Annotated in this window: 20 protein-coding genes and 1 tRNA gene; 5 read left to right on the forward strand and 16 right to left on the reverse strand. The window is 56.3% G+C overall.

Annotation, left to right across the window (positions count from 1 at the left end; genetic code table 11):
• The 4 genes from pal (at position 1) to AC2I9W_RS17130 (ending at position 2,285) form a co-directional block, all read left to right on the forward strand.
• Positions 1 to 528 carry a peptidoglycan-associated lipoprotein Pal gene (gene pal / locus AC2I9W_RS17115; RefSeq protein ID WP_158392074.1) on the forward strand — a complete coding sequence of 176 codons (528 nt, stop codon included), beginning with the start codon at positions 1 to 3 and terminating at the stop codon, positions 526 to 528.
• Positions 528 to 1,289 (forward strand): tol-pal system protein YbgF, encoded by a 762-nt coding sequence (ybgF, locus tag AC2I9W_RS17120; protein WP_486411124.1) that lies wholly within the window; start codon positions 528 to 530, stop codon positions 1,287 to 1,289. The genes pal and ybgF overlap by 1 nt, the downstream gene beginning before the upstream one ends.
• Before the next feature lie 59 nt (positions 1,290 to 1,348).
• A complete protein-coding gene (locus AC2I9W_RS17125; protein ID WP_486411125.1) occupies positions 1,349 to 2,125 on the forward strand; it encodes a tRNA threonylcarbamoyladenosine dehydratase in 777 nt (258 codons plus the stop codon).
• Between the two features lie 84 nt (positions 2,126 to 2,209).
• Positions 2,210 to 2,285, forward strand: a tRNA-Lys gene (locus AC2I9W_RS17130).
• 72 nt (positions 2,286 to 2,357) lie between these two features.
• Here the strand turns inward: AC2I9W_RS17130 and AC2I9W_RS17135 are convergent.
• From AC2I9W_RS17135 to AC2I9W_RS17210, 16 genes are all read right to left on the reverse strand, one after another.
• Positions 2,358 to 3,395 (reverse strand): tyrosine-type recombinase/integrase, encoded by a 1,038-nt coding sequence (locus tag AC2I9W_RS17135; RefSeq protein ID WP_486411126.1) that lies wholly within the window; start codon positions 3,393 to 3,395, stop codon positions 2,358 to 2,360.
• Complete coding sequence (locus AC2I9W_RS17140) at positions 3,395 to 3,613, reverse strand: hypothetical protein (protein WP_486411127.1); 219 nt, start codon at positions 3,611 to 3,613, stop codon at positions 3,395 to 3,397. Before AC2I9W_RS17140 ends, AC2I9W_RS17135 begins: the two co-directional genes overlap by 1 nt.
• Positions 3,614 to 3,889 (reverse strand): hypothetical protein, encoded by a 276-nt coding sequence (locus AC2I9W_RS17145; RefSeq protein WP_486411128.1) that lies wholly within the window; start codon positions 3,887 to 3,889, stop codon positions 3,614 to 3,616. It abuts the gene before it with no gap.
• Positions 3,879 to 4,205, reverse strand: a complete 327-nt coding sequence (locus tag AC2I9W_RS17150; protein ID WP_486411129.1) for a hypothetical protein — start codon at positions 4,203 to 4,205, stop codon at positions 3,879 to 3,881. Before AC2I9W_RS17150 ends, AC2I9W_RS17145 begins: the two co-directional genes overlap by 11 nt.
• The gene (locus AC2I9W_RS17155) at positions 4,202 to 4,729 is read right to left on the reverse strand and encodes a hypothetical protein (protein ID WP_486411130.1); all 528 of its coding nucleotides are present in this window, start codon (positions 4,727 to 4,729) and stop codon (positions 4,202 to 4,204) included. Before AC2I9W_RS17155 ends, AC2I9W_RS17150 begins: the two co-directional genes overlap by 4 nt.
• A gap of 38 nt (positions 4,730 to 4,767) precedes the next feature.
• Positions 4,768 to 4,977, reverse strand: coding sequence for a DNA cytosine methyltransferase (locus AC2I9W_RS17160; RefSeq protein ID WP_486411141.1), 210 nt, complete (start codon positions 4,975 to 4,977; stop codon positions 4,768 to 4,770).
• 36 nt (positions 4,978 to 5,013) lie between these two features.
• Entirely contained in the window at positions 5,014 to 5,682 is a 669-nt protein-coding gene (locus AC2I9W_RS17165; RefSeq protein ID WP_486411131.1) for a DNA cytosine methyltransferase, read from the reverse strand.
• A 99-nt stretch (positions 5,683 to 5,781) separates the two neighbouring features.
• Positions 5,782 to 6,198 (reverse strand): hypothetical protein, encoded by a 417-nt coding sequence (locus AC2I9W_RS17170; RefSeq protein ID WP_486411132.1) that lies wholly within the window; start codon positions 6,196 to 6,198, stop codon positions 5,782 to 5,784.
• A gap of 138 nt (positions 6,199 to 6,336) precedes the next feature.
• Complete coding sequence (locus AC2I9W_RS17175) at positions 6,337 to 6,849, reverse strand: MgtC/SapB family protein (protein ID WP_486411133.1); 513 nt, start codon at positions 6,847 to 6,849, stop codon at positions 6,337 to 6,339.
• Positions 6,850 to 7,091: 242 nt separating this feature from the next.
• Positions 7,092 to 7,427 (reverse strand): hypothetical protein, encoded by a 336-nt coding sequence (locus AC2I9W_RS17180; RefSeq protein ID WP_486411134.1) that lies wholly within the window; start codon positions 7,425 to 7,427, stop codon positions 7,092 to 7,094.
• Positions 7,428 to 7,522: 95 nt separating this feature from the next.
• Positions 7,523 to 8,368, reverse strand: coding sequence for a DUF2303 family protein (locus AC2I9W_RS17185; protein ID WP_486411135.1), 846 nt, complete (start codon positions 8,366 to 8,368; stop codon positions 7,523 to 7,525).
• Between the two features lie 65 nt (positions 8,369 to 8,433).
• Positions 8,434 to 8,601 carry a hypothetical protein gene (locus AC2I9W_RS17190; protein ID WP_486411136.1) on the reverse strand — a complete coding sequence of 56 codons (168 nt, stop codon included), beginning with the start codon at positions 8,599 to 8,601 and terminating at the stop codon, positions 8,434 to 8,436.
• Positions 8,602 to 8,618: 17 nt separating this feature from the next.
• Complete coding sequence (locus AC2I9W_RS17195; protein ID WP_486411137.1) at positions 8,619 to 8,840, reverse strand: hypothetical protein; 222 nt, start codon at positions 8,838 to 8,840, stop codon at positions 8,619 to 8,621.
• Between the two features lie 26 nt (positions 8,841 to 8,866).
• Positions 8,867 to 9,163 carry a hypothetical protein gene (locus tag AC2I9W_RS17200; protein WP_486411138.1) on the reverse strand — a complete coding sequence of 99 codons (297 nt, stop codon included), beginning with the start codon at positions 9,161 to 9,163 and terminating at the stop codon, positions 8,867 to 8,869.
• Complete coding sequence (locus AC2I9W_RS17205) at positions 9,160 to 9,378, reverse strand: hypothetical protein (RefSeq protein WP_486411142.1); 219 nt, start codon at positions 9,376 to 9,378, stop codon at positions 9,160 to 9,162. Before AC2I9W_RS17205 ends, AC2I9W_RS17200 begins: the two co-directional genes overlap by 4 nt.
• Positions 9,371 to 9,694 carry a hypothetical protein gene (locus AC2I9W_RS17210; RefSeq protein WP_486411139.1) on the reverse strand — a complete coding sequence of 108 codons (324 nt, stop codon included), beginning with the start codon at positions 9,692 to 9,694 and terminating at the stop codon, positions 9,371 to 9,373. The genes AC2I9W_RS17205 and AC2I9W_RS17210 overlap by 8 nt, the downstream gene beginning before the upstream one ends.
• Positions 9,695 to 9,778: 84 nt before the next feature.
• On the opposite strand from AC2I9W_RS17210, the gene AC2I9W_RS17215 reads away from it, so the two are divergent.
• Positions 9,779 to 9,975: transposase (locus tag AC2I9W_RS17215; RefSeq protein WP_486411140.1), on the forward strand; the 197-nt coding region annotated here is incomplete at its 3' end.

Below are 9,975 nucleotides of genomic sequence, written 5' to 3' on the forward strand. Positions count from 1 at the left end.
ATGTTGACTATCAAACGACTTTCCTTGGCTTTGGCTGTGACTGCTCTGGTCGCTGGTTGCAGCTCTGGGGTCAAGCTCGATGACAAGCCCGTTGACGGTACGCTGTCCGGTCAAGGCGCTGGCGCCAATGGCCAAGGTCAAAGCGGTGTGTCCGGTGTGGACCTGACTGGTTCCGCTGCCTCCAAGGCCGGCCCTCAGGGCGTCAGCCGTATCGTGTATTTCGACTTTGACAGCTACTCTGTCAAGGCTGATGCCCAGCCTCAGATCGAAGCTCACGCCAAGTTCATCAAGGCCAACCCCGCTGCCAAGGTGCAGCTGGAAGGCCATACCGACGAACGCGGTGGCCGTGAATACAACCTGGCTCTGGGTCAAAAGCGTGCTGAAGCTGTGCGCCGCTCTTTGGGCCTGCTGGGTGTGAATGACTCTCAGGTTGAGGCAGTGAGCTATGGCAAGGAAAAGCCTGCTGTTGAAGGCCATGGTGAGGACGCTCACGCTCAGAACCGCCGCGTCGAAATCAACTACCGTTAATGATGAAGCAGGCTTTGTTGACTCTCCGTCACGCGGCGCTGCCCCAGTTGGTAATAGCTGGCCTGCTGGCCAGTTCCACCATTACTGCGCATGCAGCTTTGTTTGGTGATGACGAGGCCCGCCGCGCCATCATTGAACTACGCCAGCGCGTTGACGGCCTGCAGCAATCGCAGGAGCAAACTCGTCGTAGTCTGCTGGATCTTCAGTCGCAGATCGAAGCGCTCAAGTCTGATCAGGCCAAGCTGCGTGGACAGAACGAGCAATTGACACGCGATGCGGCCGAGCTTCAGCGTGGCCAAAAGGATCTGGCCAAGGGGTTTGATGAGCGCTTGCGTCAGTTCGAGCCTGTCAGTGTGACGGTGGATGGGGTGGAGTTCACCGCTGACCGCAACGAGCAGCAGGACTTCGAGCAGGCACTGGGACTGTTTCGTTCGGGGAAATTTCCCGAAGCCGGACAAGCATTTGCGGCTTTTCTGCGCCAATGGCCCAAGAGTGGCTATACGCCATCCGTGCGATTTTGGCTGGGGAATTCGCAGTACGCAACGCGTGACTACAAGAATGCCATCGCGAACTTCCGTTCGGTCATGACCAATGCGCCTATGCATGCTCGTGCGCCGGAAGCTGCCCTATCTATCGCCAACTGCCAAGTGGAGCTCAAGGACATCAAGGCGGCACGCAAGACTTTAGAAGAGTTGCTGCAGGCTTATCCGAACTCGGAAGCTGCAGGGATTGCAAAGTCCAAACTGGCGACGCTTAAATAATGGCTGGGAATTCTCGGCAACAAGTGGAAACAGCGCCCCAAACCGGCGCTGTTTTTTCTATGGAACAAGCAGATTTACAGCGCCGCTTTGGCGGTTTGGAGCGCCTCTACGGAGTGCAAGGTGCGGCCCGGATTCGTGCCGCCCATGTGGTGGTGGTGGGCATAGGTGGAGTAGGGTCATGGACTGCAGAGGCGTTAGCCCGCAGCGGTGTGAGCCGCTTGACACTGATCGACATGGATCACGTGGCTGAGTCCAATATCAATCGCCAGATTCATGCGCTGACCAGTACCGTGGGGCAGGCCAAGATTGAAGCCATGCGTGATCGGATCGCCCAGATCAATCCCGCCTGTCAGGTTGACTGCATTGACGATTTTGTTGAGCCAGAGAACTGGCTGCAGCTTTTGCCTTTAGGCGCAGACGCGGTAATCGACGCCTGTGACCAGGTCAAGGCCAAGGCTGAAATGGCCGCCCATGCTCGAAAGACCAAGCAGTGCTTTATTTCGGTAGGCGCAGCGGGCGGAAAACGTATGGCTCATCTTGTCGATATCTCTGATTTGAGTGCGACGACGCATGATCCGCTTCTGTCGCAGTTGCGCTATCGCCTGCGTAAACAATACGGTGCCCCCAAAGATGGCAAGCGAATGGGAGTGATGTGCGTATTCAGCAAAGAAGCAGTTGCCCCTCCTGATGCATCGTGCTCTATAGAAGGAGGAGACGGCACTCTCAATTGCCACGGTTACGGTTCTGTGGTGGCTGTGACAGCGACCTTTGGACAGTGTGCTGCAGGCTGGGTATTGGATCAACTAGCCCGCGCGGACGGACCTCAAAGCAACTAAATTGAGAATTTACTTTTGCGTCTAGAAAAATGGATTACAATAACTTCATTCCACTGATTAAGCAACAATGCTTCTGATGTGTGGGGGTCTTTAGCTCAGCCGGTAGAGCAGCGGACTTTTAATCCGTTGGTCGCGAGTTCGAATCTCGCAGGACCCACCAGAATTTATAACCCGCTACAGCTATTAAAGTTGTAGCGGGTTTTCTGTTTTATTCCCATCGTGGGAATATTCATCAGTTCAGAGATGTGCGCTTCGACACCTTCGTTCGGTCATAGACCCGTGCCGTAGTTGCCGTGTTTGCGTGCAATTCGGGCAGGCTGCCGTACTTCTCTTTGTGCTGGGTCGCGCAGTAAGCGCGCAGGTCATGAAAGGTGAATCGCCGGGTGATCACTCCTTCCTTGAGCGCTGCCACCATCGCTCGCTGCCATCCCGTGAGGAAATTTGCCTCGGTCATCGGGTTGCCCTTGGTGTTGTTGAAGACATGGAGCGAGTTGTCAGGTCGGGGGAGGCCAATGAGTCGCACGGTCAAGTTTTCCATGGCGGGACCCATCTGAATGGTTTCAGCTTTCGTTGCCCCTAAGTGTTGCTTGGCGCGCATCAGGCGTATGGCTTTGGCTTGCATATCGATCTGTGGGATTTGCAGCTCCAAGAACTCAGTGCGCCGTGATCCAGCCAGTGCTGCGAATTCAGCCATAAGCGCCAAGGTTCTGTTGTGTGGGCCTGATCTGAAAAGCCAGTCAAGAAAAGCGCTCAGTTCATGCGGTTCAGGGGCTTCGGTGCGAGGTCGCTCCGAATTCTTCTTGACCTGCTTGCATGGGTTGGCGTCAATGTCGCCGCGCTCAATGGCAATATTCATCAGGTTGGACAGCAGGGCCATCTCGCGATTTCCGCGCACAGGGGCGTCTGCTCTCTCCACACGCAGGTAACGAGCAATGTCAGAGGGGCGGATAACCGCCGCTGCAACATCACCCATAACCCCGAGCAGATTCACGCTGTATTTCTCATAGTCGCTCTGTGTGCGAGGCTTGAGATCTGCCCACTTCGGGCTCTTGCGATACAGGGCCCACAGCTCACGCACCGTGCCAGCCGAGTTCAATTTAGCGGCCACGCCGAGCACTTGGCGGATTGCTTCGTCGCGATCTGTACCCAGATTCACAGGCTTGCCGCCGACAGGGTGATAGCGGTAAGTTACCTTTCCATCTTTGCGCGGTCGGGCCTCCATTCTCGGCAGGAGGCCAAAGCCGGAGGCTCGCTCACGTCTACGTCCCATTATTTGCTCCAATTAAAACCGCGTGATTGTGTGGCTGCGGCTTCGTTTTTCAGAAGACGCTCCTCAGTAGCAGCTCTGCCCACAATCGGAACCCCGTCGGGGCGTTGACCGGCAACAGGAATGCCCAGCACTTTTTCGATAAATCGTTTCTGGGCAGCTCTCTGGGTAAGAGGTGTGCACAGGTCATCAATTTCTTGAGGAGTGAGATACAGGCTCATTCAAGCCTCCAAAAAAGAACCCCGCTCAGTGGCAGGGCTCGGGGTTGCGTTTCTCTTGATCGCGCTCACGGCGGGCGCGGCGTATGTCTCGTTTTTGACGACTGCAGCGAGCATGTCCAGGTAATCGCTGCTGCGCGCCAGGGCAGCCTGGGCACACTCGCGCGGCGTACAACCCGGAAATGGCCAAGCCTGGTGCCGGCCAATATCTAGCTCAGGCGCGGGCGGCACTTGAATGGTGCAGGCAAGAGCTGCTGCTGAAAACAGATCAGCTTGCATGCTGGGCTCCTTCCTTGGCTGCTGCCTGGGCATCGCGTTCTGCCGCTTGCGCCATGAAATCCTCATTGAGGAATTTGACCGGCACAAACACGGTGCTGCGGCAGCTACGTCGCTCATATGGCAGTCGCTCCAAAAGCCCGCGATGGTCAGCGAGGTGCTTCAGCCGCTTCAATCCAGAGGCGCGATCGACATTGGGCACGTCGCGGCTGCGCAGCTCCAAGCGGTAAGCGTCGGCTTTGGCTTGCAGAACTGGCACCAAGTCACCGAGCCACCACAGCGCGTAACCCAGTGGGTCTGTTTGGCGATCAGGGATCATGCTTCACCCCCTTGCGCAGCCTGGGCGGCGCGCTGTGACGCAGATGCTTCAATGGCCTTGGTGAAGTGCTCGGCCACACCGCCACGCATCACGTTGATAGGCGCTTTGATCCCGCGAATTACGAATTGCGCTCCATCGAGCAGGTTGTCTGCATCAACATGCATCAGCACTTCGCGCCAGCGTTCCGCATCACGCGCTTGATGCGCTGTTATCGCTTGAACGCGATCAACGAAAGCATAGAAGGGGGCGAAGACTTCAGGTGGCGCTACTTCAATCGGTGGCGGCGACATGCCAGTGAGCGTTCCAATGAAGTCCAGAGCGATTTGCAGAAGCTCATCGCGCTGCGAGGCTGGAGGTTTGACCATGGGCTCCTGAATCTGGTGCAGACATTGCTTTGCTTCCATCGCTGCGGCCCAGCCGTAGCGCATGGCCAGGCGCTCATTGCGCAGTTGTGGGTCATTCCAGTTTGAGTCGTACTGGCGTTCAAAGGCGGCAATCAGGGCGTCGGGGATGTTGTCTCTCATGTAGCTCTCCAGAATGAGAAAAGCCCGCGGTGGCGGGGTCAGATTTTTTCGATGAGGGCGCTGATCACATCGCGCGCCACAGGTGGGCAAACGGCATTGCCAAGCATGTGCACGGCAGGTCTGTGCTGCTTAGGCAACTGGTAATTAGCAGGAAACCCCATGGCGGCGCGGCATTCCTGTGCGGCCAGCATTCGCATGCGGTCACCGTCAACGATGGCCCAGCGGTCGCGGGTAGTGATGGTTCCGATGGGGCGATGTACGCTGCGCCCGCCTTTTTCGTTGCCCTAGTACGCAGTCAAGAAGCGGCCGCCGTGGGCGTGCCGTCCATTTTTGATGCGCTCCAGTGTTGCGGTGGCGCGTCCGGGGCGGTCGATCTGGCTCCATTTGCCTGCATTGAAATCCACGAACGAAGTGGCTGGCACATGTTCGCGGCGCTCAAGATTGAGCTGAAGGGCGGCTTTGCTGCGGGTGCCCACGAGGAACATGCGTACCCGGTTCTGCGGGACGCCATGGTCAGCAGCATCAATGATGTGCGGCGTCAGCGAGTAGCCCAGCGCATTCATAGCAGATAGCCAAGCCGGGTAAAGCTCCCAGTCCAGAAACTCAGGCACGTTCTCAACAACAACCCCCTTGGGGCGGTGATGCTCAGCGGCACTGACGACAGCCCATGCTGTGCTGCGGCTTGCGTCATGCTGCGGGTTGCCGTAGGCCTTGCCGCGAGCCTTGCTGTGACCTTGGCAGCAGGGGCTGGCCAGCAGCAGGTCATGCCCAAGTACATCATCCCAGCGGGCTTGGTGCAGGTCTTGGCATGCATGCTCAGCATCAGGGTGGTTGGCTGCATGGTACTCAACGGCCAGCGGCCAGTGATTACCGGCCCAGACAACTTGCACGCCGGCCATGGTTGCTCCGGTGCTGAATCCACCGGCTCCGGCGAAAAGGTCAATTGCTCGCATAAGACCCCAGAAAGCAAAAAGCCCGCTCAGTGGCGGGCTTGGGTTGTCGGTTGAGATGCAGCTAGTGCTTAGGAGTTGAGTTTATTGAGGGAGGATCCGTCAACCAGGAAAATCGGTCGGTTGAAATGCTCTTCCATCGAGGTAAGAGTTCATCTTGTTGCATTTTCCACCACCTGCTCGTCTAACGATGAAGTCAGTGGTGATTAGTGTGACCGGGTCATAGTATGCAGTGACACTGCAGCGCTGCTGTCTGAGTTCATTGCCAAAACTTAATCCTGTATTGATGCCGTAAGAATTTACATGCGAGCGTTGAACTGAAACTTTTTCAACTGCATCAAAATTCCAGCGGTAATAGGGGCGCCCCTTTTTATCGGTCAAATCATAGCGGCCATATTTAGGCATTGTTTTAACGACTTCCGCCACAGGTTTACCGACAAAGCGATTCGGCGAATCCAAACCGGTTGCACAACCAGATACCAAGGCTGCGATGGCTAAAGCTGCTCCTATACGCTGCATTGCTCCTCCTATGTATGAATAGGCAATGGATCCTATCAGAGCTGGGATCCAAGAGATTCACTACCGAGGCCAGCTATTGCGGGCTTGTGAGTGTTGATAGGTAGCGCGCCGGCATTCGGCCTAAAAAGTTGCCAGAGGCTAGTCTGATTTTGATGTTTGTTTTGATTGGCTACTTTTGGTCAGCATGGGAACCACGCTCAGAATCAGGAGCGCAAAGATTGTGCTGATGACGGCGGTTGCTTCCTCCCCAAGTCCTGCACATACGCCGATAGCTGCTGTGAGCCAAAGACCTGCAGCAGTAGTCAGGCCCTTCACATATGGGGCTGAGTTCTCGCCATCAGACTTCAGGATTGCTCCGGCGCCGAGAAAGCCAACGCCAGTGATGACTCCTTGAACTACTCGTGCGGTATTGGCTGTATCCACTCCAGACTGCAAAGATACCAGTACGACTAACGCAGACCCCATGGCCACCAGCATGTGGGTGCGCAAGCCAGCAGCTTTACCGTTGGCCTCGCGTTGCCAGCCAAGCAAGCCACCTAGGACGGCTGCTAAAAACAGGCGAACAACAATTCTTGTCGCTTGGGCCGCGTCTGGGACATCTGAGAACTCACTGGCAATTGTGCTGGTGATGGTGTTGATCGTGTCATTCATTGAAGGGTCCTTTGATCTGCGCTCAACCGACCATGAAACGAGTTGCAGGCAAGTATGCAAAGCCATTTTGGTGATGATGCTGATATTGGTGGGTAGGCGTAGGGCTCCAGAAAACAAAAAGCCCGCTCAGTGGTGGGCTAGGGGTTAGTCAGTGACCGCAGGGCAGAGCCTGGCCTTGGTCTTCTTTGAAATGGGGAGGAAGCGGGGCACCGCAGCTGCCGCAGCGCTTGGGGGGGGCGCGCTCATGCTTTGGACGCAGGGATTCGTCTGATCATCCAGACGCCACCACGCTGGTCTTTGGGGTAGTGCTGTACTGAGCGCACATCGAACTGAGCAGTGAGGCCGTTGTCTTTGATGTATTTGCGCAGGGCTTGTGCAATGGGCTGAGACTCAGAGGGCTCACAGGCAATGCGCTGGTTGGGCTTGAGTGCTTTGAATATTGCGTTGTACTTTGGCTCACCCATGACGCGCTTGCCGGGAGGTGGGTCGTTAGTGATCTTGAGCAGTTCAGGGTCGATAGTGCGATTGCTGATCTTTTTGGGTTTGCGTTGCTGGGCGGCTTGCACAAAAGCGTTCATGTGAGTTTTTCCGGTGATAAATAAGGACAGGGCACGCGAAGTGCATGCCCTGTGCTGATTCCCATGGCCGCGAGGGTCATGGATAGGGAGGGGAATTAGCTTCCGGTGGACAGGGAGCCGATAAGCACGGGGGGAGCGCCTTCTTCGGTGAATGCCTCACTGGTCAGTGCGGCAAACTGTTCGGCCATTTCTTCAAAGTGCTGCTCGACGCCCCACAAGGAGAAGGAGAACGTAGTTTCACGGCTAGAGGTGATCAAGTTGACCTGCACAAAGAATTCGCGCTCTGCCAGTTCCTTGTATGGTTTGGTGTTGAATTTCAGGTAGGTGGGCAGCTTGTCCTTGTCGTCCTTGACCTTGGCCATGACGCTTTCCATTTCGCTGCGCTCTGCCGAGAGCGCTTGAACGGAGTTGCTGGAGCTTTTGGTGGATTCAATCGTGACGCTGCGAATGCCCGTCACCACATTGGTGAGCAGTAGTTCCGCATGCTCGGTGTCCAGCGCTTTAACGGCTTCTTTGCGTTCTTCAATCCACTGGGCAAAGGTGCGCTGACTGATCGCGCCACCATCGCACAGTTTCAGAATGTCATTGAACAAGGCCAGCTTCTGCAGCTTTACGGTGGCTTTGTTGTCACAGTGGCCTGGGTGATCAGGAGAGCCTTGATTGAGCACAGCAGTGGCACTCATGGCATCGGCATTCACATAGATGGTGCAGCCAGCCTCTTTGTGCGAATTGACGCATTTCACGAAGTCAGCGACATAGCCGGTGGAGAAGGCATTGCGAGCGCGGCGGCGCTCTGGAAGGTAGGCTTCCAGATCCTTGGTCTTGAAGTCATCAGGGAGCACTGCAATACCCTGTGATTCAAGGGCCGCAGCTACTGCCGTATTGAGCACCTGGGAGGCTTCGGCCTTGGTCAGTTGCTGGATTGCGGATTGATCGAACATAGCGATTCCTTAGAGTCAAAAAAAAAGAGCAGGTAGCGCTTACCTGCTCTGCGTCTACGGGCTTTTTAATTGCCGGTTTTGGGGTGGCGAGGTATCAGTTCCAGTTGTGATTCAGGCATGACGGTCAGCTTTCCGTACTTGCCAACATGCATCACGGTGTCGCGCTTGACCTTTTCCATGGCTTCACCATCCATGGTGGGGCGACTGAGCTTCAGCGCATGGGTGATGCTCACTTGCTGGGTGTTGGGGATCAGCGTGAAATCCAGGTCAATGGAATCTTGCCCTTGCGCTTGTTGTCCACTACAGCGGCAGCCACGGTGCCCAGGGCGAGCGAGAGGATCAGCATGAACTGACCACCATCGAACTCGCCCAGCACTTCATTGGGGTCGTTGACGATGGAGCTGGCTGAACTGTTTGCAGCCACTTGATCTGGTGTCGGCTTGGCTGCGGGCTTTGGCGGGGTCGTTGACATTGAGGCTCCAAAAAAATGCCCGCTTGTTAGCGGGCTAGGGGTTGAGAGCTGGAGGGCTCAGGGAAGGGTTCCACCCGGCCATCCGGGTAGTGCAAAAAGTCTTCAAAGCGGCTTGGCAGATTGAAGGCTGCAAAGCGGGCCTCGGGTATGCCGCGAGTGCGGTTCATCTCCGGGCATTGGTAACTGAGGCTGGTGTTGGTGCCGCGCTCTGGCTTGGGGCGCTTTTGCTGCTGCAGACGCTCTGCACGTTCAGCAGGGGAGAGGACGATCCAGCCGCCGACGCTGAAAGCGCGGCTGGCTTCATTGGGAGAGCGCTTGTTCATGGCTTGACTTTCAGGCACTGAACGGTGTGCTCGTCCAGCCACTCAGCATGCATGCCGGGACAGGCGAAGGCATCACGAGCAGCCATGCGGATGGCACCAGGCTTCGATGCAGGCTCACTGGCTTCGGGTTCTGCCTGGGCAGGCCCTGTGGCCCAAAACATCAGCAAAGCAACAGAGCAGATGGCCAGGGCCAGTGCGTAAAGGCATTTAGTCATCGTCATGTGTTTCTTCCAAGTGGATGGCGGATCGGTGAATCAATAAAGAGCGATAGCCTGGGCTGTCGCCTGAGACGCGGCAGTCAATGCGGTGGATGGTTCCGCCTGCCCATTGCCGGGTTTCCATAAAGCTGGGAGTGCCGGGAAGGTGCTCCAGGCCTGGGATATGTGCTTTAGAGGTGAGGGGCTTGATGCCGCACTGCTTTGCCAGGCGCGCGGCCACTTTGGCGGAGAGGCCAAGAACCTCCCCGAGTCGCCTAGTTGAAGACGTGGCGCCGAACACATCCAGAAAGTCTTGCGGGTTCTTAAAGCGCATGAAATCAACCTCTAAGGAACCTCTGCATAAATCCCCAACGCATGTGCTTGCACATGCGTGCCGGGTGCGGCAGCATCCCGGCCTATGCAGCAATTTGATCTTGGCCTGAACCTTTCCACCAAAAAAACACGCAAACGCGAATTCCTGGAGCAGATGCAGCAGGTCGTGCCGTGGAAGGATCTTGTGGCATTGATTGCTCCTTACGCCCCGGAAGGTCGCAAAGGACGGCCTCCGTTTCCTGTTGAGATGCTGCTACGCATTCACTTCATGCAGCAGTGGTT

This window comes from Comamonas sp. FUJ_7, assembly GCF_057369555.1.

Bases quoted from the DNA above. Each gene is read 5' to 3' on its own strand.
- pal (WP_158392074.1), top strand. From the start codon at position 1: ATGTTGACTATCAAACGACTTTCCTTGGCTTTGGCTGTGACTGCTCTG.
- ybgF (WP_486411124.1), top strand. From the start codon at position 528: ATGATGAAGCAGGCTTTGTTGACTCTCCGTCACGCGGCGCTGCCCCAG.
- AC2I9W_RS17125 (WP_486411125.1), top strand. From the start codon at position 1,349: ATGGAACAAGCAGATTTACAGCGCCGCTTTGGCGGTTTGGAGCGCCTC.
- AC2I9W_RS17135 (WP_486411126.1), bottom strand. From the start codon at position 3,395: ATGGGACGTAGACGTGAGCGAGCCTCCGGCTTTGGCCTCCTGCCGAGA.
- AC2I9W_RS17140 (WP_486411127.1), bottom strand. From the start codon at position 3,613: ATGAGCCTGTATCTCACTCCTCAAGAAATTGATGACCTGTGCACACCT.
- AC2I9W_RS17145 (WP_486411128.1), bottom strand. From the start codon at position 3,889: ATGCAAGCTGATCTGTTTTCAGCAGCAGCTCTTGCCTGCACCATTCAA.
- AC2I9W_RS17150 (WP_486411129.1), bottom strand. From the start codon at position 4,205: ATGATCCCTGATCGCCAAACAGACCCACTGGGTTACGCGCTGTGGTGG.
- AC2I9W_RS17155 (WP_486411130.1), bottom strand. From the start codon at position 4,729: ATGAGAGACAACATCCCCGACGCCCTGATTGCCGCCTTTGAACGCCAG.
- AC2I9W_RS17165 (WP_486411131.1), bottom strand. From the start codon at position 5,682: ATGCGAGCAATTGACCTTTTCGCCGGAGCCGGTGGATTCAGCACCGGA.
- AC2I9W_RS17170 (WP_486411132.1), bottom strand. From the start codon at position 6,198: ATGCAGCGTATAGGAGCAGCTTTAGCCATCGCAGCCTTGGTATCTGGT.
- AC2I9W_RS17175 (WP_486411133.1), bottom strand. From the start codon at position 6,849: ATGAATGACACGATCAACACCATCACCAGCACAATTGCCAGTGAGTTC.
- AC2I9W_RS17180 (WP_486411134.1), bottom strand. From the start codon at position 7,427: ATGAACGCTTTTGTGCAAGCCGCCCAGCAACGCAAACCCAAAAAGATC.
- AC2I9W_RS17185 (WP_486411135.1), bottom strand. From the start codon at position 8,368: ATGTTCGATCAATCCGCAATCCAGCAACTGACCAAGGCCGAAGCCTCC.
- AC2I9W_RS17195 (WP_486411137.1), bottom strand. From the start codon at position 8,840: ATGTCAACGACCCCGCCAAAGCCCGCAGCCAAGCCGACACCAGATCAA.
- AC2I9W_RS17200 (WP_486411138.1), bottom strand. From the start codon at position 9,163: ATGAACAAGCGCTCTCCCAATGAAGCCAGCCGCGCTTTCAGCGTCGGC.
- AC2I9W_RS17205 (WP_486411142.1), bottom strand. From the start codon at position 9,378: ATGACTAAATGCCTTTACGCACTGGCCCTGGCCATCTGCTCTGTTGCT.
- AC2I9W_RS17210 (WP_486411139.1), bottom strand. From the start codon at position 9,694: ATGCGCTTTAAGAACCCGCAAGACTTTCTGGATGTGTTCGGCGCCACG.